Source organism: Dolichospermum sp. UHCC 0260, from assembly GCF_009711985.1.
Lineage (GTDB): Bacteria > Cyanobacteriota > Cyanobacteriia > Cyanobacteriales > Nostocaceae > Dolichospermum > Dolichospermum lemmermannii.
In genome coordinates this window covers 105,753-132,400 of record NZ_VIKZ01000003.1, presented here as the reverse complement: position 1 = coordinate 132,400, position 26,648 = coordinate 105,753, and the positions used below count along the sequence as shown (strand labels likewise).

Annotated in this window: 22 protein-coding genes, 1 tRNA gene and 2 pseudogenes; 15 read left to right on the top strand and 10 right to left on the bottom strand. The window is 38.9% G+C overall.

Going from position 1 to position 26,648, the window contains the following annotated elements:
- Positions 1 to 101: 101 nt before the first annotated feature.
- From FJR08_RS02465 to FJR08_RS02450, 4 genes are all read right to left on the bottom strand, one after another.
- Entirely contained in the window at positions 102 to 578 is a 477-nt protein-coding gene (locus FJR08_RS02465; RefSeq protein WP_168632029.1) for a DUF1499 domain-containing protein, read from the bottom strand.
- Positions 579 to 1,586: 1,008 nt separating this feature from the next.
- Positions 1,587 to 2,843 carry a glycosyltransferase family 4 protein gene (locus tag FJR08_RS02460; protein WP_168632028.1) on the bottom strand — a complete coding sequence of 419 codons (1,257 nt, stop codon included), beginning with the start codon at positions 2,841 to 2,843 and terminating at the stop codon, positions 1,587 to 1,589.
- Between the two features lie 61 nt (positions 2,844 to 2,904).
- Positions 2,905 to 3,303: a DUF6516 family protein gene (locus FJR08_RS02455; protein ID WP_168632027.1), complete on the bottom strand. Its 399-nt coding sequence runs from the start codon at positions 3,301 to 3,303 to the stop codon at positions 2,905 to 2,907.
- Positions 3,300 to 3,599 (bottom strand): hypothetical protein, encoded by a 300-nt coding sequence (locus FJR08_RS02450; protein ID WP_168632026.1) that lies wholly within the window; start codon positions 3,597 to 3,599, stop codon positions 3,300 to 3,302. The genes FJR08_RS02455 and FJR08_RS02450 overlap by 4 nt, the downstream gene beginning before the upstream one ends.
- 176 nt (positions 3,600 to 3,775) lie before the next feature.
- Between FJR08_RS02450 and FJR08_RS02445 the strand changes: the two genes are divergently transcribed.
- Entirely contained in the window at positions 3,776 to 4,030 is a 255-nt protein-coding gene (locus tag FJR08_RS02445) for a type II toxin-antitoxin system Phd/YefM family antitoxin (RefSeq protein WP_015081214.1), read from the top strand.
- Positions 4,023 to 4,283, top strand: coding sequence for a Txe/YoeB family addiction module toxin (locus FJR08_RS02440; protein WP_015081215.1), 261 nt, complete (start codon positions 4,023 to 4,025; stop codon positions 4,281 to 4,283). The genes FJR08_RS02445 and FJR08_RS02440 overlap by 8 nt, the downstream gene beginning before the upstream one ends.
- 526 nt (positions 4,284 to 4,809) lie before the next feature.
- Here the strand turns inward: FJR08_RS02440 and FJR08_RS02435 are convergent.
- Positions 4,810 to 6,429 (bottom strand): calcium-binding protein, encoded by a 1,620-nt coding sequence (locus tag FJR08_RS02435; RefSeq protein ID WP_168632025.1) that lies wholly within the window; start codon positions 6,427 to 6,429, stop codon positions 4,810 to 4,812.
- 321 nt (positions 6,430 to 6,750) lie between these two features.
- Here FJR08_RS02435 and FJR08_RS02430 point away from each other — a divergent pair, with 321 nt between their 5' ends.
- Positions 6,751 to 7,704: a helix-turn-helix domain-containing protein gene (locus FJR08_RS02430; protein WP_168632024.1), complete on the top strand. Its 954-nt coding sequence runs from the start codon at positions 6,751 to 6,753 to the stop codon at positions 7,702 to 7,704.
- 195 nt (positions 7,705 to 7,899) lie between these two features.
- Here FJR08_RS02430 and FJR08_RS02425 read toward each other — a convergent pair whose 3' ends face one another.
- The 3 genes from FJR08_RS02425 to FJR08_RS02415 form a co-directional block, all read right to left on the bottom strand.
- Positions 7,900 to 9,714: a serine/threonine-protein kinase gene (locus FJR08_RS02425; RefSeq protein ID WP_174782957.1), complete on the bottom strand. Its 1,815-nt coding sequence runs from the start codon at positions 9,712 to 9,714 to the stop codon at positions 7,900 to 7,902.
- Positions 9,715 to 9,907: 193 nt separating this feature from the next.
- Positions 9,908 to 11,815, bottom strand: a complete 1,908-nt coding sequence (gene dxs, locus FJR08_RS02420; RefSeq protein WP_148762583.1) for a 1-deoxy-D-xylulose-5-phosphate synthase — start codon at positions 11,813 to 11,815, stop codon at positions 9,908 to 9,910.
- 146 nt (positions 11,816 to 11,961) lie between these two features.
- Positions 11,962 to 12,035 (bottom strand) — tRNA-Arg (locus FJR08_RS02415).
- A 230-nt stretch (positions 12,036 to 12,265) separates the two neighbouring features.
- Here FJR08_RS02415 and FJR08_RS02410 point away from each other — a divergent pair.
- The 3 genes and pseudogenes from FJR08_RS02410 to FJR08_RS02400 all read left to right on the top strand — a co-directional run bounded on the left by FJR08_RS02410 (position 12,266) and on the right by FJR08_RS02400 (position 14,473).
- Positions 12,266 to 12,445, top strand: coding sequence for a hypothetical protein (locus FJR08_RS02410; RefSeq protein WP_148279071.1), 180 nt, complete (start codon positions 12,266 to 12,268; stop codon positions 12,443 to 12,445).
- Between the two features lie 112 nt (positions 12,446 to 12,557).
- Positions 12,558 to 13,426: pseudogene (locus FJR08_RS02405) on the top strand (hypothetical protein).
- 18 nt (positions 13,427 to 13,444) lie between these two features.
- Positions 13,445 to 14,473, top strand: a complete 1,029-nt coding sequence (locus tag FJR08_RS02400; RefSeq protein ID WP_041458114.1) for a transposase — start codon at positions 13,445 to 13,447, stop codon at positions 14,471 to 14,473.
- Here the strand turns inward: FJR08_RS02400 and FJR08_RS02395 are convergent.
- Positions 14,470 to 14,682 carry a hypothetical protein gene (locus FJR08_RS02395; RefSeq protein ID WP_041458115.1) on the bottom strand — a complete coding sequence of 71 codons (213 nt, stop codon included), beginning with the start codon at positions 14,680 to 14,682 and terminating at the stop codon, positions 14,470 to 14,472. The genes FJR08_RS02400 and FJR08_RS02395 overlap by 4 nt on opposite strands.
- Between FJR08_RS02395 and sir the strand changes: the two genes are divergently transcribed.
- The 4 genes from sir (at position 14,672) to FJR08_RS02375 (ending at position 19,127) form a co-directional block, all read left to right on the top strand.
- Positions 14,672 to 16,585, top strand: coding sequence for a sulfite reductase, ferredoxin dependent (gene sir / locus FJR08_RS02390; RefSeq protein WP_168632023.1), 1,914 nt, complete (start codon positions 14,672 to 14,674; stop codon positions 16,583 to 16,585). The genes FJR08_RS02395 and sir overlap by 11 nt on opposite strands.
- Positions 16,586 to 16,827: 242 nt before the next feature.
- Entirely contained in the window at positions 16,828 to 17,856 is a 1,029-nt protein-coding gene (locus FJR08_RS02385; RefSeq protein WP_168632022.1) for a hypothetical protein, read from the top strand.
- A 29-nt stretch (positions 17,857 to 17,885) separates the two neighbouring features.
- Positions 17,886 to 18,131, top strand: coding sequence for a DUF4926 domain-containing protein (locus FJR08_RS02380; protein WP_168632021.1), 246 nt, complete (start codon positions 17,886 to 17,888; stop codon positions 18,129 to 18,131).
- A 120-nt stretch (positions 18,132 to 18,251) separates the two neighbouring features.
- Positions 18,252 to 19,127: an NAD(P)-dependent oxidoreductase gene (locus FJR08_RS02375; RefSeq protein WP_168632020.1), complete on the top strand. Its 876-nt coding sequence runs from the start codon at positions 18,252 to 18,254 to the stop codon at positions 19,125 to 19,127.
- Between the two features lie 209 nt (positions 19,128 to 19,336).
- On the opposite strand, the gene miaB is transcribed toward FJR08_RS02375, so the two are convergent.
- Positions 19,337 to 20,698, bottom strand: a complete 1,362-nt coding sequence (gene miaB / locus FJR08_RS02370; protein WP_168632019.1) for a tRNA (N6-isopentenyl adenosine(37)-C2)-methylthiotransferase MiaB — start codon at positions 20,696 to 20,698, stop codon at positions 19,337 to 19,339.
- Between the two features lie 945 nt (positions 20,699 to 21,643).
- On the opposite strand from miaB, the gene nifB reads away from it, so the two are divergent.
- The 5 genes and pseudogenes from nifB to FJR08_RS02345 form a co-directional block, all read left to right on the top strand.
- Complete coding sequence (gene nifB, locus FJR08_RS02365) at positions 21,644 to 23,083, top strand: nitrogenase cofactor biosynthesis protein NifB (protein ID WP_015081223.1); 1,440 nt, start codon at positions 21,644 to 21,646, stop codon at positions 23,081 to 23,083.
- A gap of 108 nt (positions 23,084 to 23,191) precedes the next feature.
- Positions 23,192 to 23,536 (top strand): DUF362 domain-containing protein, encoded by a 345-nt coding sequence (locus tag FJR08_RS02360; protein WP_148762569.1) that lies wholly within the window; start codon positions 23,192 to 23,194, stop codon positions 23,534 to 23,536.
- Between the two features lie 285 nt (positions 23,537 to 23,821).
- Positions 23,822 to 25,027 (top strand): cysteine desulfurase NifS, encoded by a 1,206-nt coding sequence (nifS, locus tag FJR08_RS02355; protein ID WP_168632018.1) that lies wholly within the window; start codon positions 23,822 to 23,824, stop codon positions 25,025 to 25,027.
- 154 nt (positions 25,028 to 25,181) lie between these two features.
- Positions 25,182 to 26,081, top strand: a complete 900-nt coding sequence (gene nifU / locus FJR08_RS02350; protein ID WP_168632017.1) for a Fe-S cluster assembly protein NifU — start codon at positions 25,182 to 25,184, stop codon at positions 26,079 to 26,081.
- Positions 26,082 to 26,331: 250 nt separating this feature from the next.
- Positions 26,332 to 26,484: pseudogene (locus FJR08_RS02345) on the top strand (AAA family ATPase); the annotation flags it as partial.
- Positions 26,485 to 26,648: the final 164 nt, after the last annotated feature.

Genomic DNA, 26,648 nt, shown 5'->3' with positions numbered 1-26,648 from the left:
ATTAAATCCTTATTTTCATCCTGTTAATCCTTAAATCCTGGACATCCTGATAGCGAAGCGTGGCGTTAGCCATTTCTGACAATATTCTGACAATTTTCATATTAAATATTCAAATCTCGTAAAGCTAAACGAATTTGCTCTAAGCGAGTGCGGTTGACACCAAAATCAGAATCTCCCACACGAGAAGAAGAACGAATATGAATAACTGAATCATTGCTAGGAAAATAAAATTCTACATCATCAACGAATTTGAAAATGCGACTTTTAGAAATCGCATGAATATAATTATCTGTTTGTTCTATAACTGTGGTGCGGGGAACAACCGTGAGAACTTTGAGTAAGGTTTCTCTAGCTTTATCTCGTGTTACATCATAAGTGATTGGTGCAATAGCGTGTTTAGCATCAGCATTTTGACTGACAACACAGTTAGGGGAAGTTGGACAAGGAGGAAGAGAACCTGATTCAATTCCCACGCTAGAAGCCGAAGCAGTTGCAGGAACTATGCAACTGATGATCAGAGTTAGGAATATCGAGAAAATAATATTCCGTAGTCGGGCGATTGTTGTTAAATTGGACATAATCAGTTAATTACTATATTCTGTGATTTAAGATATATTATCAGCTTTTGATATATTATTGTCTGAATCGGGCGCATATAGTCGCTGGGGAAAGTACCAATGTACTTATGCTGTATTCGGGTAAATGGGTAGCCTTTCGCTTACCATCATGAAATAATATGCTTGTAGTTTAATTCCAGATTCTATTTATTCTCATCATCAATGCTATTGATCATTTCTTATGGCTGTATGATAAGCTTGAGTTATAGAAAATCAATAATACTTTTGATATTTATAACTTATAGCAATTTGCCTTTAGATTTCCTTAATAATTAATTGAGAATCTTTTCTATTTATCAACGAGGTTGCAATACTTTCCGCGATTTGCTATAATTTCAGAGAATTTCATAATTGGCCTACTATTGTCAATTTTGGATTTTTCAGAAGATGTTAGTCTCAAACCCTTTATTGACAGTAGTTTCAGAAATTAATTTCCCAGGTTAATACAAAACTTTACAAAAATTTTAGCCATAAATTTGCTCAGAAATGATCTAATTTGAGCGATAGTAAAAATTTACTATTGACAAATTGGTAAATAAGTGATTAGTAACCTTTCAACGTTATTAACTTTAGTGATATGAAGTCAATATGAATCACCTTAACTTCGATATATGGTAGGGGTTTAGCACTACTCATTGGTGTCAACTTAGGTTACAGATGGCTTATTTGTTTGGCTTCCACACCCGCCAGGGAATAAATTCCCTGTCTCATAGCTCAAGTCCGTTAAAACGGACTAATGAATTTTCCTAGTATTTAGTCATCTTTTAGATGACTTTCGCTATTAGCAAGGAACTTGAGTTCCTTGCGGGATGAAGATTTTGCGTTAAGTTGACACCAATGAGCACTACTAAACCCCTACAAATCACATCAAATCAACAGTTTTCCTAATATTACTTAACCAACGCAGCATACATTTTTTAATATCTGCGGGGTTAGTTTGTCAAAGTATGAGGGTATTTATTTTATTTTTTATATTTTTGCAAACCCATGAGATTTAACGGAAGTTTTCTTCCCTAACAACCAATGTAAATGCTGTGGCAATAATTTTGCTAAATCATAATTATTTACTATAGTCTTTCTTGCGGCTGCACGAATAGCTTTCATATCTTGGAAGTTATCTAACACTTTGTTGACTTTATCTGCAATTTGTTCAGGAGAAAAGAAATCTACTAAAAGTCCATTTTTACCATCTTTAATTACTTCTAAAACTGGTGGAGTATTAGCAGCTATTAACAAACATCCTGTTGACATTGCTTCCATCATTGACCAGGATAAAACAAAGGGACGGGTTAAATAAATATGGGCTGAAGATGCTTGTAAGACTTGGAGATATTCATGATAAGGTAATCTACCAGTAAAGTGTAATCTGGATAAATCTAAATCCAGTTTTGCTAACATTAATTGTTTATAGGTTTTACCATCAGGAAGCTGTTTACCATAGGCTACTCTATCTTCTCCCACAACTACAATATGGCAATTTGGTCGTTGTTGTTGAATTAATGCCACTGCTTCCATAAACTGAGGAAAACCCCGATAAGGTTCCATTCCTCTGCCTACATAGGTGACTAATTCTGAGACATGGGAAAGGTCAAGATTAATGCGGGGTAAAACTAATTTAGCATCTGGCTGAGGTTGAAAAAAATTAGTATCTATCCCATCGTGACAAACATTAATTTTACTATGATATTCTGGGGGAAATTGTTGATGTTGCCAATTAGTGGGAGTAAGACCTCTATGGCAATTATATAAATCAATTAAAATCGGGGCGTTTTTTACACGAATTCGACATAAATCATCTGCATTTAATGGTTCATTGGGATCAAAATCAGCATCAGAACCGCGAGGATGATAAAACCATTCAAAGAAACACAATAATTCTGCTTTGGGAAAAACTTCTTTCATAAATAATGTTGGACCCCAACCAGAATGACCATAAATTATATCTGGGATAAAACCCTGTGCTTTGAGGTTTTCTGCGATTCGATATACAGCTTGTCCGGTGAGAACGGCATTTTCTAAATTGCGGACATAATGATGAGTTTGGGGTGCAGCTTGACGGGAAGGTTCATAAATGACTTTATGTACACCTGGTATTGTTCCTTCTTGACGATTGGTAGTAAATACTATTTGATAATTATCATCTTTTGCTAAAGCTGTGGCTAGGTGACGAAATTGGGCGGGAAAATTGGGATGTAAGAATAAAATGTGTTTGGGTTTTTTAGTCATAGTTGCTTGATTTGGGGTATAATTACTGATGAAATTATTTTAGCATTATGTTAATGACAACTTATTGAGATTTTATATGTTCAGAAATTTGTCTGAAAATTGCTTCAATATCAACAGATAAATACGGAAAAACGGAATCTTCAGAACCATCATGTACATGATGGGGGTAAGTTGAAATTTCCGGATGATGGGGTGCGTTATCCCAACGTTTTATTAGTTCTCTATTTTCAGTTTGCCAATGGAAACTATATTTAATTATTTCTACTTGTCCTGATGCTATTTGCAAGAATTCAAACATTTCTAAAAAGCTACCATTTTTTAATGTCAGACGATAACGCCATAGTCCTTTATCAGTTTGTGATTCTTCTCGAATAATCGTTACATTTACGACTTCTGGACAAAGTGCAATTACAGATTTTATCCATGCCAAATAGTCATCGGCATTTCTAACATTTTTCATAAAGCTTGTTCTAATTTATGGATTTTTTGGAAGATATCTTTGCGTAGTTCGCATAAGCCGAACCATTCAAAAAAATCCATTTCATCTCCTAAATTTCCTGAGTTAAATTGTTCTAAAAATTGTTCAGAAGCGAGTTGATATTTTTTCTCAAATTTATCTATATCTAAGTTATAGATAGCGAGTTTTTGACGATAACGAGTTAAAATTACATTTAAAAGTTGTCCAATAATTCTATCTAATTCTGTGTTGTCGCTACAGGTTTCACTCAACAATTCTAATTTTTCTAATGTATTCATAATTATATATATGTTTTTAGTGAATTTTTTCTTGATCATACACTATTCGAGGCAATAAATACCATATATGGGTGCGGCTCTTTTAGGAAGACAAAATACTACATCCGCGTCTGGGGATTGTACAATTTACCCAAACCCGCTATACTTGTACAATAAACAGTACAGGTTCTCCGCCAATGAAAATTATCTCTTTTAGCGAGGCCAGAAATAGTCTGAAAACGGTTTTAGACCAGGTGACGGCAGATGCCGACTATACAATTATCACTAGACGGGATGCTGATGATACGGTGGTGATGTCCCTGGAGTTTTTTAATAGTCTCATGGAGACTGTGCATTTATTGAAGTCTCCGGCAAATGCAGCCCATTTAGAACGTTCCATTGCTCAATTTAAGCAGGGGAAGGTGGTGCAGCGAGATTTGTTAAATGAGTAGAATGTTGGCTTGGACTGATGAGGCTTGGGGTAATTATCTTTACTGGCAAGGGCAAGATCAAAAGACTCTCAAAAGAATCAATAAGTTGATTGAGGAGACGATGCGGATGCCTTTTGAGGGTATTGGTAAACCAGAGCCTCTCAAGGAAAATTTAGCTGGATTTTGGTCACGGCGAATTGATGATACAAATCGTTTGGTTTATGCTGTTGATGATGTCTATGTAACTATTATTTCTTGCCGATATCATTATTAATTTTGCACTAACAATACTGTAGCTATTAGCAATTAGTGAATTTTTTCTTGACTATACACTATTCGAGGCAATAAATACCATATAGCGGTTATCGGTCGGATGCAATAGAATCTATTTGATTATTCTAACATAAAAGTAGGATAGTAGGGGTAAAGCAAGAGATTCATAAGTGTCAACTTAACGTAAAACCTATTACCCGACGGGGAATTAATTCCCCGTCTCATAGCAAAAGTCATCTGAAGATGACTAGAAATAACCATCAATTTATAGTTTACTTTAGTAAACTTTGGCTATTAGCCATGAAATTCATTTCATGGCGGGTTTGTTAGCCAAATCAATAAGCCATTCTCCTTTGGTAGTGGTAGGTTGGGCTTAACGTGGGAAAACCCAACAAATGCGCCAAAATGTTGTAAATGGGGCAAAATGTTGGGTTTCGTTCCTCAACCCAACCTACTGGCTTTCATTGGGTTGACGGTGCTGCTTGACGGGAAAGTTGATAAATAGCCTTAAATACACCGCATTATGATCACGCCACAGTGTAAAACCAAGAACTATCAGTTTGACTAAGTAGTTGCAAACTGTAATTATGTTGTGAGTTGTACCCGGCAATATCCAGGAAAACTAAAGAATCCTCCCCACCAGCTTGATTCTGTTGTTTGATGTTTATTCCTTGATAATATACGTTATCTATGTTCGTTCCTAGATTACGATTCTCAGTCCAATTAAAACCTTTCGGTATAACCAATATATCTTTCTGTGGCTGGAAATCATCAATGATCACAACATCATTCCAACCTCCAATAGCTGGTTTAAGGTCTTGTAATATTGAAGATCCTAGACCGAATGCACCGCCCAAAGCACCTATCACAGCCCCAGTCAGAGGGTTGATAACACCAACTACAGTACCCACTATTGAGGTAATTTGTCCTGTATAAGACAAGACCTTACTAGCAGTATCTAAATCGTTGCTATCCCCTGAAACTCCCACAAAAAATGTATCTACACCTTCACCACCATTAAAAATATCTCTCTGACCATCAAATTGTACCGCAGCAAAAACGTCGTTTCCATCTCCACCGTATATTGTATTTGCTCCCTTACCACCATTTAGATAGTCATTGCCAGATTCACCAATTATGGTGTCATTTCCAGACCCACCATAAATGGAGTCGTTGTCTTCACCACCCCAAATATAGTCATTGCCAGATTCACCATAGATAGTATCTCTCGCAGAGCCATAGACTGTATACGAAGCATCACCATCTATAACATCATTACCGGCACCACCATATATAACATCATTGCCACTTTCGCCGTAAATAGTGTCATTGCCATTTCCTTTATCAATCCAATCGTTGCGATCGCCGTAAATAGTGTCATTACCACTTCCGCCATAGACTAAATCGTGGTCTTGACCAGCATCAATATTGTCATTACCGTCACCACCATAAAGAGTATCATTTCCTTGCCATGCCCAGATGGTATCATCACCACTTTCACCGTCTACAGTGTCATTTCCAGATCCGCTATCTATGAAGTCGTTGTCTTCACCACCCCAAATTTTGTCATTGCCAGATCCACCATAAATAGTATCTCTGGCAGACCCAGAAACCCAATACCATGAATCACCATCTATGACATCATCGCCGTCTCCACCATCAATATAATCATTACCTTCCATACCATAAAGAGTATCATTACCCCAAAAACTAATCAGAGTATCATTGTCAGTTCCACCATTAAGATAGTCATTACCCTCCCCACCATCAAGGTAATCATTTCCAGATTCTCCATAAAGAGTATCGTTGCCATTTCCTCGATTAGTCCAATCATTGCGATCGCCGTAAATAGTGTCATTACCACTTCCGCCATAGACTAAATCGTGGTCTTGACCAGCATCAATATTGTCATTACCGTTACCACCATAAAGAGTATCATTTCCTTGCCATGCCCAGATGGTGTCATTGCCATCCCCACCATCTATCAAGTCGGCATTATATGCGCCTTTGAGAAAGTCGTTTCCTGCCAATCCGTATAGCTGGTTATCATAAGCCCAATTCCAAACTCCCCAAGGTGCCCACCATGGGTTAGTCCAGTATCCCTCAACAGATAAATCATCATTTCCATTGCTTCCATATCTAGCCATTTGAGATTCTCCTTGTTTAGTTCCAGAAAAAGATATTGTTTTCGTGATATTTCCATGGGGTGCTAATTAGTTGAATTAGCATATATTCAATCTACCCAACGCTGTACTGACTTCCGTACTGAGAAACACTGACTTCATCTGACTTCATCTGACTTGAGAGCTAATTTTGACATCAAAAAACAAAACAACCATGTCATCTATCTAAAGATAGATTTACATGACGCACTGATTATGAGAATATATCAATCAAAACATCTGAATTTAGTCAAATCTGCCTGAACAAGTGAATTATTACCGTCTTGACGTAAATTATTTAACATTATGTCAAAGTCACTTAAGGTAAGCAATGACCGTATTCAACAGGTTAATATGGCACTTGGAGTTAATGGCTACCCCAGCCAAAGGGCTTTAGCTTATGATACCGGATTGTCCTTAGCTACAATTAGTAATTTCCTGACTGGTAAACCTGTTAGTTATACAAGCTTTGAAGAACTATGTCGGCGATTAAATCTAGATTGGCGAGAAATTACTACCAGTGCTGAAGTAATATTTCCCCCCCCCGCATACGCACAAATACGCAAAAAAAAACCAAATTTAAATCAATTCCCAGACTGGGGAACTGCAATTGATATTTCAGCATTTTACGGATATAGCCAAGAACTGACACAATTGCAGTCATGGATTTTACAAGATGGTTGTCGCTTACTAGGATTATTCGGTATAGGTGGAGTTGGGAAAACAACCTTAGCTACTCAACTTGTAAAACAAATTCAGGATCAATTTAATTACGTTTTTTGGCGTTCAGTACCGACAGTTCCATGTTTTGATAGTATGATGACTGACTTGCTATCTTTGTTCTCCCATCACAAAGAAAACAAACTCAATATTAATCAAATTATCTATTATTTGCGTACTCATCGTTGTCTGATTATTTTGGATCATGTAGATATTGATCATCTGAAATATATGCAATTCATCAAAATAATTGCTGAAACCAATCATCAAAGTTGTGTGATTTTCACCTGTCGAGAACAATATCCAGAATTCACTTTTTTAGAATATTGGCTATCATCAGTAAGGTGTTTAAAGTTGTCTAATTCCTCAGAAATAGCCTTGTCTCTGATAGAATCACAACCACTATGGGGAACTGATCAAGAAAAGGATGATTTATGTAATCTCTGTAATAATAATCCTTTGAAAGTTAAACAAATGATTGTTTCTATAATTCATTTATATAATGGGGATATTGGTAAGTTTTTAGAACGAAATACATAATAGACATCTGGTGAAAATCAAATATGCGTGACTTACAACCCTTGTAGAGACGTTCCATGGAACGTCTCTACATTCTTTTCTGGAGATGTCTAATAGATAGAACTTATATACTGGACAAATTTACCATTATATGTATTAATGAAATTGCCTCTTTTCAGACTTTTGGTGATAAAGTTCATTCTCACTCCTATTCCTCTAACACTGTTTTGCATCTGCTGGATTCACAAAATCATGTAAATCAGCATCCCAAATACTAATATAGATAAAATCACAACTTTGTCGAACTATTTGACCTTTTACCCCACCCTTACTAAAAGTAAAATTATCTGTTTGTCGTTGTTGAACTTGTTGCAGTCCTTGTTTAATTTCTGCTGTAGCTTCTCCATTCAATAAACCATTGAGAGTTGTCTGCATAACTTCAGGTTCTACTGATGATGCAAAAGCTGCTTCTGTTTGTTTTAGCGTTCCAGTTTTCTTATCAAATAAGTAGCCTAAATCAATTTTCTTAGGAACAACTTTATAAGTAACAGCGCGGGTATTTCCCCATAATCCTCTTAAATCTTTCTTTGGTTTACCTAGCGTTTCTTCTACACTACTTCTTGATGTACCTGTAGGAAATGCTGGGACAGTTTCCCTAATATTAGTAGCTACTTGATCACGTTTTTCCTGTCTTTTTTTCTTTAATGTTTCTTTGATAGTTAAAGTCGGTTCTGTAGTAGGAACTACAGACGTTTGTTCCTGTTCATTTTTTATTTCTGGTTGTGGAGTTGATTCTATGGAAGGAGTAGGAGTATTTTCAGGAATTGTCTCTGTGGGTTCAGGTAATATTGAAGGAGTAGGAGATACAGTTGCTTCAGAAATGGGAGTATTTACAGTTGTTGGTATTGGTGTTGGTGTTAGGATTGATGTTGGTGTTGGGGTTGGGGTTGGTGTTTCTGTGATGTTGGAATTAGTGACAATGGAATTTGTGGTTTGTGGTCGGTTTATGCTAGAAATAGCCATTGCACCCATTAAACTTCCCATCATAACGCTACCAATAATCACCGCTGGTTTTTGCCAAATTTGAGGATTATTCCCAGTTTTAACCACGGGATTTTGAGAGAGTGAAGATATAGGTTGATTTAGTGCGGCAGGAGTGAGATGAATTGTTGCTGCTGTTTGATTAATATGATAAACTTGTGAGGGAATAGAAGTGTCAGATTTTAAAGCATATAACATTTTATTCGCAGTAGTAAAGCGATCGCCTGGACGTGGTTCAATCGCTTGAGTTAGTAGCATTACTAATTGGGGAGAAATCCCCCCAGCGAATTGTTGCCAAATAACCTGTCCCGTGTGAGGATGAGTTTCTAATTCTTGAGGATATTTACCCGTAAGTAAATAAATAGCCGTTAAACCCAAACTATAAATATCAGTAGCATAAACCGGACGACCAATAGCTTGTTCACTAGGCATAAAACCAGGAGTCCCAATCACTAGAGACTGAGTAGGATGTCCAGCAGCATTAATAGTAGTCCGAATAGTTTCTTTAACCGCACCGAAATCAATTAAAACTGGTTTATTATCTATCTCCCGCAAAATAATATTATCTGGTTTAATATCTCGATGAATAATCCCTTTACTGTGAACATAATCCAACACAGACAGCAAACTTAACAGAATTTCTCTAACAGTATTTTCCTGTAATTGTCCTTGAGATTTAATCACATTAGTCAAAGTGTGACCATGCACCCATTCTTGCACCAGATAGAAGAGACCATTTTCCGAGAAATAAGCATAAAGTTGGGGAATTTGGTCATTAGCTTCCCCCAAATACTCCAACGTCGCAGCTTCCCTCTCAAACCGTTGTTGAATTACTTGATAAGTTTTGGGGTCATTGCTAATAGGTTTAAGTTGCTTAATCACACAACGACGACGGGAAGGCATATAGGTATCTTCAGCGAGAAAAGTTTCACCAAACCCTCCTGCACCTAAAACCTGAATAACCTGATAACGATTGTTTAGCAACTTCATAATTATGAAAAATTACCAATATATTTAATACCAAATTTTATGTGAAACTGCACAAAAAAATAATCATCCATATTTATCTGCGTTTATCTGCGTTCATCTGCGGTCAATAATTCTGGAAATATTAAGAACCAGGATAAACAGGATACAGAAAAATCCTGAAATCCCGTAAATCCTGATTCAGACAAAAAATCAACTAGACCAAAGCAGCAGCCTGTTTCTTAAAAAAAGCTTGTAAAACAGTTTCCGCAATTTGAGGACTACTCAAACCTAACTCCGCAAAAGATTGATCCGGTGTGGCATGATCTACCAAAATATCAGGAACACCAATCCGCTTCACAGGGACAACAATATCAGCATCAAGTAAAGCCTCAGCCACCGCAGAACCAAAACCACCCATTAAACAACCTTCTTCCAAAGTCACAACCCGACCAATTTGTTTAGCCAAAGGTAAAATCAACTCAGTATCCAAAGGCTTAACAAAACGGGCATTAATCACAGTTGCTTCAATCCCATGTTCGCTGAGAATTTCCGCTGCTTGCATTGCCGGGTAAACCATTGTACCATAGCCCACAATTAACACATCATCCCCTTGACGGAGAATTTCCCCCTTCCCGATTTCCAGAGATTCCCAACCTTCCTCCATTAAGGGGACACCGTGACCATTACCACGGGGGAAACGCATCGAAATCGGTCCATCAGTGTAATTAATCCCAGTCACAACCATCCGTTGTAATTCCGCCTCATCCTTGGGAGCCATTACCACCATATTCGGAATGAAACGCAGATAAGCGATATCATACATACCTTGGTGAGTCGGACCATCAGCACCAACAATCCCCGCCCGATCTAAACAGAAGAATACAGGTAGATTTTGAATGCAAACATCATGAATAATTTGGTCAAAGGCACGTTGTAAGAAAGTAGAGTAAATAGCAGCAACAGGACGCATACCTTCACAGGCTAAACCGGCAGCCAAGGTAATAGCGTGTTGTTCAGCAATACCCACATCAATATACTGGTTAGGCAATTTAGCTTGTAGTTTATCTAAACCTGTACCAGTCGCCATTGCGGCTGTGATGCCGACGATTTTAGGATTTTGTGCCGCCAGTGTCACTAAAGTATGAGAAAAGACCTTAGCGTAAGCGGGGGGTTTAGGTTTGTTGGAAGGAATCGCTTTCCCAGTGGTTAAATTAAAGGGAGTTTGGGCATGGTAGCCTACTTGATCTTTTTCCGCCAGTTCATAGCCCTTACCCTTAGTTGTCACTACGTGAACCAAAACAGGGCCAGTAATTTGATGTGCCTGTTGGAATGTGGCAATTAATTCTTCTAAATTATGGCCATCAACTGGCCCCATGTAGGTAAAGCCCAATTCTTCAAAAACAGCGCCGACTTTGGGAACTGCTAACCGCTTCATACCTTCTTTGATGCGTTCCAGTTCTGGGGAAAGCGATTCACCCACAAAAGGCAGATGTTTTAACTGTTCCTCAATTCCATCTGAGAGAAACTGCACCGGCGCACTCAGACGCATTTTATTCAGATAACGAGGAATCGCCCCCACATTGGGAGAAATGGACATCTCGTTATCATTGAGAACCACGAGGAGATTAGTTTTGGGTAAGTGTCCCGCGTGGTTAATCGCTTCTAGCGCCATGCCTCCAGTTAAAGCCCCATCACCAATCACAGCAACGGTTTTAAATTTTTCCCCTTTTAAGTCGCGGGCTAAAGCCATTCCTAATGCGGCAGAAATGCTTGTAGAAGCGTGTCCTGCCCCAAAATGATCAAATTTGTTCTCGCCGCGTTTAAGATAACCTGCAACGCCGTCTTTTTGGCGAAGAGTGTCGAAATTACTGTAGCGTCCGGTAATTAATTTGTGGGGATAAGCTTGATGTCCTACGTCCCATGTGACCTTATCCCGATCTAAATCTAAGGTTTGATAAAGCCCCAGTGTTAATTCGACAACGCCCAAACCCGGACCCAAATGCCCTCCAAAGGCTGCTACGGTTTGTAGGTGCTTCTCACGAATTTGCCGGGCAATTTGTTCTAACTGCCGAATTGACAAACCATGCAACTGGTTAGGATGGGTAATTTCACTCAAGTGCATATTATCGGCTTTTCCTCTGTTAAGTCTTCTCTTGGCATAATTTTATTTTCCCACTTTCGGTGGCTTCTAAAATATAACTGTCATTAATTATTGTTGTACAACTATAACCTTTGCGCGTTATTAATAGCTATGTATACCAATTTTAATGGGTACGACAGGACTCGAACCTGTGACCGTCCGCTTAGAAGGCGGATGCTCTATCCAACTGAGCTACGTACCCATGAAGCCTTCACAATCATAGCTAAAATTGTCTAAATAAGCAAGAGAAAATTAAAAATTTCCTAATTTCATTCAGAGGGAACAGGGAACGGGCAACAGGGAACAGAAAAAACTCATGTTTTTAACCGTTTATTTGCCACAGAGATAACCGGGGTATTACAGAAAAATCAATTTCCCGATATATCTGCCGCAGATGCAGTAAAATCTTTCCTAACCGCGAATTTGTCACAGATGAGTAAAATGCCAGCTTGGCAAGAAACTCATGTAATTCTTTTTTTAGAAGAACTGCACAGATTAGGAAAAACATACTTTGGTGACACCAAGAACTATTTATCAGTTGGTTACAAAAATCTCCACTTCATCAGCTTTGGCGTTAAGGTGGATATTGATTTGTTAAAAAACAACTCTTAACTGGCACTTGCCTTTAACTGGCTATTGTCTATCACACAAGTACGTAAATGCCAATTATTTCATCAATTTTGTAAACAATATTACATTCAGAGCATTTACATAGTTAATCTCTATGAGTAAATCTTACGACAACTCATCTGATCTCAAGCCCACCTACTTAACTACTCAAAACCTTGTTCTTTGCTGTTTTAGCTGGGCTGTTTTAGCATTGTTATACTTTTTGTTGTTCAGTGCCAAAATCCCTGACCCAGAGCAAGCAGGAATAGAAGTTCGCGCCCAGTGGTATGTAATTGGTACAAATATTTTTGAAGCTGTGGCTTATTTGGGTGCAAGTCTCTTATGCTGGAGGAACTGGCGGAGTACCCAAATGGTTAGTAGTGGAAAAGTCTGGCTCTCAATCGGGTTAGGAATGTTTGCTTATTTTATAGGTGGACTCGTTTTCGGCTATATAGAAATCGTCCTAAAACAAGAGCCAGATGTATCTATTGCTGATATATTTTTTGTCCTCACATATTTATGTTTAGGGACTGGTATGGCTTTAGCCTTGCTTTCTCGCCGCATTCATCTAGACCCATGGCAATGGCTAATTGTAGCAGCAGTTGGCGGATTAGGCAGTTTTCTCCCTTGGTTGATTGCTCAAAAAGAGCAAACATCAACTGAACAGATAGCCTTTTTTCTCAACTTGTTTTACATAGTTAGCGATGTGGCATTATTAATTATTGCCACAACTATGCTGCTGGCTTTTTGGGGACGTAAAGTCTCCTTGTCTTGGCGAATGATTGCCGCAGCCGCATTTTCGCTCTACATTGCAGATATGCAGATATGTGGTTTAAATTCGCCCAATGACCTAATTATCAAAGTGGAGACATACTAGAAGTATTCTGGGTGTTTAGTGGAGTGTTATTCGGTCTGGGTGCTGTTCTAGAATATGACGCATCATTGAGTCTTAAAGGCCGAGACCGTGGACGCAAACGAACTTAACAAATTTTGGTGTCTACCGTGAGAAAATTAACAGATTCTGACAAACAAGAAATTCTCAAGCTATATCGAGAAACTGCGGAAACAACCTCGACTTTAGCAGAACGCTATGGTGTGAGTAACTCTACAATTAGCCGTCTGCTTAAAAGTACCTTACCAGAAGAAGAGTACGAATTTCTCGTCTCTTTAAAACGTGCTGCTAGAACCCCTGAAGGCAGAGCGCAGGTAAGTTATGAGCAGTTACCGCTGTTGACCCAACCACCATTGCTAGTAGAGGCTTCTAGCAGCGTCAGCAGTGGTGGGGAGTTATTGAACCCAAAAGTAGAAAAGCCCACAATAGAAGCAGAAGCATTACCAAAACCAGAACCAGAGAATGATTTTGATTTTGATCAACCGATTCCGGCTAATAGACGGGTGAAAACACGCTCCTCAGCAGTGGAAAAACCCAAGCTTCCTGTTATCAAGGAAACTCCTATTGTCAAAGAACTGGAAATTGTTAGACACAAGCCAACGGAAACGCCCATTGTCCCCAAACCAAAGATAGAGGTAGAAACTCGATATTCACAGCCGAGTCTGTTTGCGGAAATTCTCGATGAAGATTTGTTGGATGAACCTGATGATTTAGAAGATGACGATTTAGATGATGATTTGTATGAGGATGAGGAGGACTTTGAGGACGAAGACTATGAAGCTCCAAAACCCCTAGTTACTAGACGGGGAAATGGGGAAGTATCTGTACAAGTTTTACCATTGTCAGTCGCTAATTTACCGAAAACTTGCTATTTGGTAATTGATCGTTCTGCGGAGTTAATTACCCGGCCACTCAAGGATTTTGGTGATTTGGGTCTCATTCCTAGTTTGGAAAATCAACAGAAAACACTGCCAATTTTTGATAACCATCGTGTAGCTAAACGCTTTTCTACTAAGCGCGATCGCGTGATTAAAGTTCCCGATAGTCAAATGCTCCATAAAGCTAGTAGCCATTTACAAGCTAAAGGGATTACGCGACTGTTGATTGATGGTCAAGTCTACTCATTGTCTTTGGTCTAAGGCAATGCGAATATTTGCTGGTTGGAGTAGTTAGCTACTCTAACCGCCGCTTGATCAAGGTGGCCTCTGACCATGTTAAAATCAAAATAATATTCATAATTCCGACTGATTTTAAGTAGTTTATTTAGCCAAATAGGTGCTATTAATTGCTTAATTTTAATTTTGTCTACCGCTTTATTCAGAAACGTATCTACCGTAATGGTTAACACTGCTGCTTCTCCTACGACCAATCGTCAGCCTTCCAAAGTCGAAGGTATCAAAGAAAATAGTAATTTTTTACGTGAACCTGTAGCCACGGAAATCCTTGAGGACACTACCCACTTTAGTGAAGACGCAATTCAGATTCTCAAGTTTCACGGTTCTTATCAACAGGATAACCGTGATAACCGCATCAAGGGTCAGGAAAAAGATTACCAAATGATGCTGCGGACAAAAAATCCCGGTGGTTTAGTACCCCCTGAGCTTTATTTGGCTTTGGACAAACTGGCTGATGAATATGGTAATCATACCCTCAGAGCTACTACTCGCCAAGGCTTTCAGCTACATGGTATCTTAAAAAAGAACCTGAAAGCGGCGATCGCTACAATTGTCGAAAATCTCGGTTCAACTTTGGGCGCTTGTGGTGACATTAACCGCAACGTTATGGCTCCTCCAGCCCCCTTTAAAAATCGCTCAGAATATCAGTATGCTTGGGAATATGCCCAAAATATCGCTGATTTACTTTCTCCCCAAACCGGTGCTTATTATGAAATTTGGTTAGATGGGGAAAAAGCCATTAGCGCTCAAGAACATCCAGATGTCAAAGCAGCCCGACAAACCAACGGTAATGGTACTATTCTTCATGATTCCGTAGAACCCATCTATGGAACTCACTATATGCCCCGCAAATTTAAAATTTGCGTCACAGTTCCGGGAGATAATTCTGTTGATTTGTACTCTCAGGATTTGACGTTGGTAGTGATTACCAATAAAAAAGGCGCATTAGCAGGATTTAATATTTTTGCTGGTGGTGGTCTGGGGAGAACCCATAATAAAGAAGAAACCTTTGCTAGAGCCGCTGACCCCATTGGCTATGTAGCCAAAGCTGATGTATATAATCTTGTAAAGGCTATAGTTGCGACACAACGAGATTATGGCGATCGCACGGACAGACGACACGCGAGGTTAAAATACTTAATTAATGATTGGGGTGTAGATAAATTCCGCACTCAGGTAGAAGAATACCTTGGTAAACCCATCGAACCTTTTAAACCTCTGATCCAGTTTAAATATAAAGACTTTTTGGGCTGGAATGAACAAGGCGATGGTAAACTATTTTTGGGTATTTCCATTGATAACGGGCGTGTGAAAGATGACGGAACATTCCAACTAAAAACCGCTTTGCGGACAATTGTTGAGCAATTTAATCTGCCTATTCGGCTCACAGGTAATCAAAACCTGCTATTTTACGATATTGCACCAGAAGATAAAGCAGCAATTCAAGAGATTCTGGATAAATGTGGCGTTGTTGCTGATCCTAGCCAAATAGCAGCATTAACCCGCTATGCTATGGCTTGTCCGGCTTTACCTACTTGCGGTTTAGCAATCACAGAATCGGAAAGAGCCATTCCTGGAATTTTAGAACGAATTCGGGCTTTATTAGATAAATTGGGTTTACAAAATCAGCATTTTGTGGTGAGGATGACCGGTTGCCCTAACGGTTGCGCTCGTCCTTATATGGCAGAATTGGGTTTGGTGGGTAGCGCTGTGGAGTCTTATCAAGTATGGTTGGGTGGTTCACCAAATCAAACTCGGTTAGCGCAACCTTTTGTGGAAAGACTGCACCACAATGATCTTGAAAGTTTTCTAGAACCGATTTTTGTCTTCTTTAAAAAGTCGCGGACACCGAAAGAAAGTTTTGGGGATTTTTGCGACAGATTGGGTTTTGATGCAATTAGGGAATTTGTGGCTGATTACACACCAGGAGATCCTACTAGCAGCGGTAAGTCCCGTCACCGCATCAGTCTGCGGGATGATTTTTACGCGCAACTCAAGGAAACGGCGGAAAAACAAGAACGACCGATGACTGATTTGGTACATGAGGCTTTGGAGGCTTATTTCCAAACTCTGTAGGAATATATTCTCACGCAAAGGCGCAAAGTTGTTTTTGGGGTTTTTTGCGTGAGATTAAATTACAGCTATTTTTGGGTGAATTAATTACATTTTTCTTTCTCACGCAGAGGCACGGAGAGAGAGCAAGAGTTTAGTTTAAATATGTGAATTAGATGCTGTTTTAAAAGTATTAAATTAAAAATCTAGTGTTCAAGTCTGGATGATTTTCATATTATTGATAAGGTAGAGTAATTTAGAATTTATTGGTTGATCTTGCACTAGACTATTTTAAAATTGTTGATGGAGCATTATTGAAGATTGATATGAATTCTAGACAAATCGAAAGTTGGGCATTGAGAGTAATTGATAGTGTTAAAAGTGGTCAACCTAACGAAGATTTTTTGGTTGAATTAAAGGCAACCTGGATATCTGGAGAGAAAGCTGCTCGTCGAATTGCTGGTCATGCTAATGCTGCGCGAGGAGAGAATATACTTTGGTTAATAGGCGTTGATGAAAAAGAAGGTGCTGATTGTGTGATTGGAGCTAATGTTGCTGATATCGCTAGTTGGTATCCTACTGTAGAGTCATTTTTTAATGAGCTTGCTCCAACAATGATTTCTTCATTGAACATTCCTGTTGATGAAAAAACGGTTGTAGCTTTGGTATTTGAAACTGATCGCGCTCCTTTTGTTGTTAAAAATCAAGCTTTTGGCTCTGTGAAAGGAGTTGTTGTTGAACTTGAAGTTCCTTGGCGTGAAAATACGGCTATAAGATCCGCACGTCGTTCTGATCTCATTCGATTACTTGCACCACTTGAACTTTTACCGGAAATTGAAATTCTTGGCGACATTGAACTGACAGCAACGATTGCAGGAGAAGATTCTGTAGGAAATTATCATTCCGATGAATTGCGGTTAAATTCAGAGTTGTACATTATTCCTAAAAGTAGAGAGCGTGTGATCATTCCATTTCATCGATGTCGCGTAGAGTTTGAAATTCCTGGAATTCCAACATTTAAGTCTAATCCGATTAGTTTAAATCCTGCTCTTGGTGACTATGGATTTGCAGGAGGTAAACCTGGCTCTTTAACAATTAAAAGTACACGACACGAAATCATAATTGATGGACCAGGCAAGCTTTCACTCGAAGCAACAGCACAAAGACCTTCTTTGACGGAAGATGCAAAAAATTGTGATATTCGTATATCAATTTATCTCCAGCCAACTGCTGCTAACCGTCCAGTCGTGTTAACAAAGACTTTACCTTATCCAATAGAGAAATTACCGTCTTAGCGCGATCGCTAATCTTGTAAAATACTTTCATGAATTTTATCCTTTACTCAGATGTAATTTTATTGCGTGATCTTCCCGAAGAAAATGTATATGCTGGGGACATTGGCACAGTAGTTGAACAACATAATGTTCCCGGACTAGAAACAGGCTACAGTGTTGAATTTTTCGATATGCTTGGCAATACTGTGGCGATTGTCACATTGCCAATGAGTTGTTTCCGGTTGCCAACTATTACAGATAGACCCGCAGTTAGGCTGATGGCTAATGCTGCATAGTCTATTTTAGGACTTATGCACTGCACAAATTAATCATTTTATGTTTTGACTATCTAGTTGGGTTTGGGATTGTATTTCATTCAACCGATAACCGCTATAATGTACTTCTAGCGAAGATATATGAAAAAACTTTTAATTACAGGTGTTAGTGGATTTCTAGGTTGGCATCTTTGTCAATTAGCGCAGCTAGGATGGGAAGTTTATGGTACATATCATACCCATTTTCTAGAAATACCTGATATTAAAATGGTGAAAGTTAATTTAACAGACTTTCAGGAATTAAAAGGGATATTTAATGATATCAAACCAGATGCAGTAATTCACACTGCTGCCCAATCTCAACCAAATTATTGTCAACTTCATTCCCAGGAATCTTATAAAATCAATGTTACAGCCTCTTGTGATATTGCGGGACTTTGTGCTGATAATTCTTTACCTTTAGCTTTTACCTCTACCGATTTAGTTTTTGATGGTTTAAATGCACCTTATCAAGAAATAGATCAAGTATCACCTGTTAATATTTACGGTGAACAAAAAGTCGAAGCTGAAGCAGGTATATTAAAAGTATATCCCCAAGCGGCTATTTGTCGAATGCCGTTAATGTTTGGCAGGGAAACACCCACAGCTAAAAGCTTTATTCAGCAATTTATCCAAATATTGAAAGACGGAAAAGAACTAAGTTTATTTATAGATGAATTTCGCACTCCGGTTAGTGCAAATACAGCCGCGAAAGGGTTATTATTAGCTTTAGGAAAGGTTAATGGGATCATTCATTTAGGTGGAAAAGAGAGAATTTCCCGTTATGAATTTGGGAAAATATTAGTTGAAATCTTACAACTTCCAAATGATAAATTAAAATCCTGTTTTCAGGCAGATGTGAAAATGGCAGCAGCAAGGCCAAAAGATGTTTCTTTAGATAGTTCCCAGGCTTTTGCTTTGGGTTATCAATCATTATCTGTGAGAGAGGAGTTAGAAATATTAAAATCTACCTGTTAGGGTCTGTTAGCGAAGCATAACGCCCCATGCAAAGTCGTTTTTCAGGTTTTTTGCCTGAGATTACGGACGGGGAGTATACAGCGGTTTCCGCTCTTATGAGGTACAAAGTTGAATCATGAAACTCTTGTAGTGCGGGCATCTTGCCCGCTAGATATGTACCTCATAACACCGGGAAGTGCTGTAGCTGACACCATACTCCTGTATTTTTTTTAAACTGTCACTGGTTGACGAACTTCTACCACTTCTCCAGTTAAACTAAAAGCCCGAACTTCGGTAATTTTGACTTTGACTATTTGTCCTTTAAGTTCATTAATATCACCAGTAAAGAACGTAAGCCGATTTCCGCCGGTTCTTCCCATGACTTGATTTGTGTCTTTGGTGTTTTGAGCTTCTACTAATACTTCTTCAATGCGGCCAAAGTAACGTTGCGATCGCTCGGCTGCCTTAATATTAACTAAATGATTCAATCTTTGCAAGCGATCGCTTTTTACCTCTTCACTGAGTTGATTATCCCACAAAGCCGCAGGTGTGCCAGGACGGGGTGAATAAGCCGCAGTATTCACTAAATCAAAACCGATATCTTCCACCAATTTCAAAGTATTTTCAAACTGTGTTTCTGTCTCACCGGGAAAACCCACAATCGCATCAGCACTAATTGACGCATCTGGCATATATCCTCTAATAGTATCAATAATCCGGCGATATTTTTCGTGTGTATAACCCCGTGACATAGCTTTTAAAAGCTCATTGTCACCAGACTGAAAGGGAATATGGAAATGTTCGCATACCTTGGGCAAATCTGCACAAGCTTTAATTAATCTTTCTGTAAAATAACGCGGATGACTCGTGGCAAATCTAATGCGTTCAATGCCCGGTACATCATGTACATAATAAAGTAAATCTGTCAATGTGTGCAGGTGACGACCTTCGGGAGTAGAACCGGGTAAATCTCGTCCATAAGCGTCAATATTTTGACCCAAGAGCGTAATCTCTTTGTACCCTTGTCTCGCTAACTGTTCAATTTCGGATCTAACCGCTTCTGGTGTGCGAGACTGTTCCACACCACGGACGTTAGGAACTACACAATAAGTACAACGTTCGTTACAGCCATAAATGATATTTACCCAAGCTGTGACTTGACTATCCCGACGCGGTTGGGTGATATCTTCAAAAATGTGAACTTCTTCAGTAGCGACAACTTGATTACCTGCAAAAACCGACTCTAGCAAATCTTTCAGACGGTTAGCGTGTTGGGGTCCCATGACTAAATCTAATTCTGGCACCCGTCGCAGTAAAGCTGCCCCTTCTTGTTGGGCAACACAACCAGCAACAATCAAAGTTAAATCAGGTTCTTCCTGCTTGCGTTTGGCCTGTCTACCTAAATAAGAATATACCTTTTGTTCCGCATTATCCCGAATGGTGCAGGTGTTGTAAAGGATTAAATCTGCCTGATTTGGGTCTTCTGACCACTCAAAGCCCATGTCCTCTAAGATGCCAGCCATGCGCTCAGAGTCGGCCTTATTCATTTGGCAACCGAAGGTAATAATGTGGTAATGGCGTTTAGTGGTCATTGGGAATTACGCTTAGTTAGTAATGTATATCAAATCTGTTTATTATTCAGTTTACAACTTTTCTGGCAGAAACAGGCTCATTGAACAGAAGTTTCACACCTTTTATATCTATATGGATAATAACAGCTTTCATCACATTTTCCCTAATTTGGTTTGTTCACTATATATATATAGTAGTAATAATCGAAAGTTTATGGCTAACAAAATTATAACTAATCACCAATAAATAATGATCAAAAAATTAAATCTTTTGCAAATTATCTGCATTAATATAGATGATATAGCAAAGGTATATTCCTTATACAGCAAGATATACAGCTACAATTTATATCATTAATAATCGAAAAATTAAAAAAATATAAATTGCATTTTTACCCGAAAAAAAATGATAGGTTGTATACAGAATTGAATTTCGCTCGGATCTGGAGTAGTCGGATTAGTCTTACTCCAGTTTTTTATCCTCAAATCCCTGATAAACAAGAGTTTTCAGGATAATTTGCCGAAAAGTTGAGTACAGTCGAATATCAAGAAAACCCAATAAAAAGATAGCTGAAATCCTTACAGGTATTGACTTGGAGATGAGTACAAAGAAATCCTGAACCCCTCATGATAAATACTCGTACCCCTCACTATAAATACTCGTACCCCTACCCGAAAAAATCTTTTTTAATTTTTGTATCGTTGCAATGCAAGGATTTAAGGATTTGAGTACAAACATAATAAATCCAATAAGTTCTATCCCCTGTCAACGAAGGGGGGCAAAAAAAAGGGCTGCTATAAATCATTTATCGCCAATCACTTAACGCTCCTTAACAAAACCAAGTTAGCAGTCAAAAGTGAGTGGAGGGATGAGATTAGCACCATGTCTAAAATAATTTAGATATTGGCAGTAGTAAAAGCATCTCCCACAGTGGCTCTCAAGTCCACCTCCAACAGCGAAATTCAATGACACTACCTGCTACAGATATTCTCACCTCCGACTTTGAGAATGCCATTATCGCCCCTGCTACATCTGCTGCTTGCGGTTGCGACAGCACCACAACTCCAGAAATGGATGAAAAACTCATAGAACGCATTTCTAAACACCCCTGCTATAGTGAAGAGGCTCATCATCACTATGCACGGATGCACGTTGCCGTTGCTCCAGCTTGCAATATTCAATGTAACTATTGTAACCGCAAGTATGATTGCGCTAACGAAAGTCGTCCTGGAGTAGTGAGTGAATTACTCACACCGGAAGAAGCTGCCCATAAAGTGTTAGTAATTGCCGGAAAAATTCCTCAAATGACTGTGTTGGGAGTTGCTGGTCCTGGTGATCCTTTGGCTAATCCAGAAAAAACTTTTCGGACTTTTGAATTAATTGCCGATAAAGCACCAGATATTAAATTGTGCTTATCTACTAACGGTTTGATGCTGACAGAACATATTGATCGCATCAAGCAATTAAATATAGATCACGTTACTATCACCCTTAATACCATTGACCCCGAAATAGGTGCAGAAATCTATTCTTGGGTTCACTATAAACGCAAACGTTACAGAGGGATTGAAGGGGCAAAAATTCTTCTAGAAAAACAATTGGAAGGATTGCAAGCTCTCAAAGAAGCTGATATCTTATGCAAAGTTAATTCCGTAATGATTCCCGGAATTAATGACAAACATTTGGTAGAAGTTAATAAGGCTATTCGTGAAAGAGGAGCATTCTTACACAACATTATGCCGCTCATTTCTGCACCAGAACATGGTACACATTTCGGTTTAACTGGTCAACGTGGACCAACAGGAAAAGAACTGAAAGAAGTTCAAGATAGCTGTTCTGGTAACATGAAAATGATGCGCCACTGTCGCCAGTGTCGAGCCGATGCGGTAGGATTATTAGGAGAAGATCGTAGCCAAGAATTTACTAAAGATAAGTTCATGGAAATGGCTCCAGAATATAACTTTGAAACTCGTCAAGAAGTTCACGAAGGGATTGAGAAATTTAGAGAAGAAATTAAGGCTGCAAAAGATAAAGCATCAACTGGCAAAAAATCTGCTAATAGTCCTAAAATCTTGATTGCAGTAGCAACAAAAGGTGGTGGATTAGTTAACCAACATTTCGGACACGCCAAAGAATTTCAAGTTTATGAAGTTGATGGTAATGAAGTTCGTTTTGTTAGTCACCGCAAGATTGATCAATATTGTCAAGGTGGTTACAGCGAAGCAGCTACCGCAGACAATATAATGAAATCAATTGCAGATTGTAAAGCAGTCTTGGTATCGAAAATAGGCAATTGTCCCAAGGAAAAACTAGAAGCAGCAGGAATCCAAACTGTTGAAGCCTATGACGTAATTGAAAAGGTTGCTTTAGAATTTTACGAGCAATATGTTAAGGCTAATGGGTAATGGGTAATAGGTAATGGGTAATAGGAATGGGTAATATGTTCCAATCACCAATCACCAATTACCAATCACCTATTACCTCTTCACCAATTCCCACAAAGGTAAATAATCATGGCTTACGAAATTACTAGCCAGTGTATTTCCTGCAAGTTGTGTTTATCTGTTTGTCCTACCGGTGCAATTCAAGAAGTTGACGGTAATTACTGGATTGACTCGGAACTTTGCACAAATTGCGCTGGTAGTATTCACACCGTACCTCAATGTAAAGCCAGTTGTCCTACTGTTGATGGTTGCATTAAACAACCTAGTGATTATTGGGAAAGTTGGTTTGCTACTTACAACCGTGTGAGAGCAAAGTTAACCAATAAGCAAGACTATTGGGAGAATTGGTATAAATCCTATTCCCAAAAGATTGCCCAACAATTGCAAAAGCATCAAGGACCAATAGTTATATAGGTGACAGGTAACAGTTAAGAGGAAATAGGAAATAGAGAATATTTATATTTATCTTTCTTCTGAATTTCTGACTCCTGTAAGGGCGAAGCATTGGGAAAATAGTCTTGGACAAAACCGATAATTTATCGCCCCTGTAAGGGCGAAGCATTCAGAAAATAGTCTTTGACAAAACCGATAATTTATCGCCCCTGTAAGGGCGAAGCATTGGGAAAATAGTCTTGGACAAAACCGATAATTTATCGCCCGAATGCTTCGCCCCTACTTTATACTTTTATATGGAAAATCATGCAAAATAATTGTATCTATCTTGATAATAATGCCACCACTAAAATAGATCCTCAAGTTGTTGAGGCAATGATGCCTTATTTGACGGACTATTATGCTAATCCTTCTAGTATGCACACTTTTGGTGGACAACTTGGGAAGGCTGTAAAAATAGCTAGAGAACAAGTTGCTGCTTTACTGGGAGCAGATGAATCAGAAATTGTTTTTACCAGTTGCGGAACTGAGGGCGATAATGCTGCTATTCATGCTGCTTTATTAGCTCAACCTGAAAAACGTCATATCATCACTTCCCAAGTAGAACATCCGGCAGTTTTAAATGTCTGCAAACAATTAGAATCTAAAGGTTATCAAGTTACCTATTTGTCGGTAGATTCTCATGGACAAATGGATTTGAGTGAGTTAGAAGCTGCTCTAACTGGTAATACTGCTTTGGTAACAATGATGTATGCCAACAATGAAACCGGCACGATATTTCCAATTGAAGAAATTGGTGCTATGGTTAAGGAATACGGCGCTATCTTCCACGTTGATGCAGTGCAAGCGGTAGGCAAAATACCCTTGAATATGAAGACCAGCACCATAGATATGTTAACTATATCTGGTCACAAAATTCATGCTCCTAAAGGTATTGGTGCTTTGTATGTGAGACGTGGGGTTCGTTTCCGTCCTCTCTTAGTTGGTGGACATCAAGAACGAGGACGCAGAGGCGGTACAGAGAACGTTCCGGGAATTATTGCTCTTGGCAAAGCTGCGGAATTAGAACTGTTACATTTAGAAGAAGTATCTCAGAGATTAACAAAGTTGCGCGATTATTTAGAGAAATCTCTTCTATCCCACATTCCTGACTGTGAAGTAAATGGTGATATCAAACATAGATTACCAAATACTACAAATATCGGGTTCAAATATATTGAAGGTGAGGCAATTTTGCTCTCTTTAAATAAGTACGGTATTTGTGCTTCTTCTGGTTCTGCTTGTACTTCTGGTTCTCTTGAACCTTCCCACGTTTTACGGGCAATGGGTTTAGCCTACACTACTTTACATGGCTCAATTCGCTTCAGTCTTTCTCGCTACACAACCGAAGCTGAAATTGATCAAGTAATAGCAGTAATGCCGGAAATTGTTGACCGTCTCCGAGCTTTATCTCCCTTCAAAAATGATGAAGCAGGTTGGTTACAACAACAATCCGTAGGGGCGAAGCATTAGGATGATCAATTATCGGTTTCTCCCAAAGGCTTTTCTCCGAATGCTTCGCCCGTACATTAGTCATTAGTCAGTGGTCAGTAGTAAGTAAAAACTGACTGCTGACTAATCAAAAATTACGAATCACCGATCTAAAATCCAAAATCTAAAATTAACTATGTGGGACTACACTGATAAAGTATTAGAGTTATTTTACGATCCCAAAAACCAGGGTGCTATTGAAGAAACTGGCGAAGCTGGTGTGAAACTGGCAACTGGTGAAGTGGGAAGTATTGCTTGTGGTGATGCTTTAAGATTACATTTGAAAGTTGAAGAAGCAACAGATAAAATTCTCGATGCTCGGTTTCAAACTTTTGGTTGTACCAGTGCGATTGCTTCTTCGAGCGCTTTAACTGAAATGGTTAAAGGTCTGACTTTAGATGAAGCTTTGGGTGTGACAAATAAGGAAATCGCTGATTATTTAGGTGGTTTACCTCAAGAGAAAATGCACTGTTCTGTTATGGGTCAAGAGGCTCTAGAAGCTGCCATTTATAATTATCGTGGCATTCCTCTAGAGGCACATGACGATGAAGAAGGTGTCCTCATCTGTAGCTGTTTCGGAATAACTGATGCTAAGATCAAGAAAGCAGTTGCACAAAACAATCTCTTCAGTGCAGAGCAAGTAACAAATTATGTAAAAGCTGGTGGCGGATGCGGTTCTTGTTTAACGAAGATTGATGATATAATAAGAGAAGTAAAGCAGGAAGCCGCCAACAAAAATCTCTACAGATACAAGGCAAATGCTAAAACAGAAATTCCCAGTTCAGAGCAACAAAGACCATTAACTACAGTTCAAAAAATTGCTCTGATTCAAAAAGTATTAGATGAAGAAGTCCGACCCGTTTTAATCGCCGACGGGGGAGATGTAGAACTTTATGATGTTGAAGGCGATAAAATTAAGGTAATTCTTAAAGGTGCTTGCGGTTCATGTTCTAGCAGCACAGCCACTTTAAAGATTGCGATTGAAGCGAGATTACGCGATCGCATCAGTAAAGAAATTATTGTCGAAGCAGTTTAGTAAACAACAGCTAATGGTAAGGGTTTAGCAGTGCTAAACCCCTACAACAGACAAAGAAAAAATCCTCACAACCTCATAAATACAATGCACTCAACACTGATTCTATTTTCTGTAGAGCGTTCGCCTCCTGGCGGGGCTTTGCCCATCGCCTCCATAGATAGCGACGTTCTACAAACGCTCACCGCCGTAGAACTTTGGCCGTGAGAACCAGACAAAACCACCAATTAACTAATTCTAGGAAACACGAACAATGACTGAAGAAAAAATTAGACAGATAGCTTTCTACGGCAAGGGCGGTATCGGTAAATCTACCACTTCTCAAAATACTTTAGCCGCTATGGCTGAAATGGGTCAACGCATCATGATCGTAGGTTGCGACCCTAAAGCTGACTCTACTCGTTTTAATAATATGGACATCTTCCACACCCAATTTCAGCCAATTCTTTAGGTGTGAGGATTGACGTCTGTACCTTGCTTCTTTGCAGATAGCGTCTTGTATCCCTTGTGGGACTGAAGGAAAGAGGTATTTTAGATAGATGCACCGATGGAAGAAATAACTCACATGGC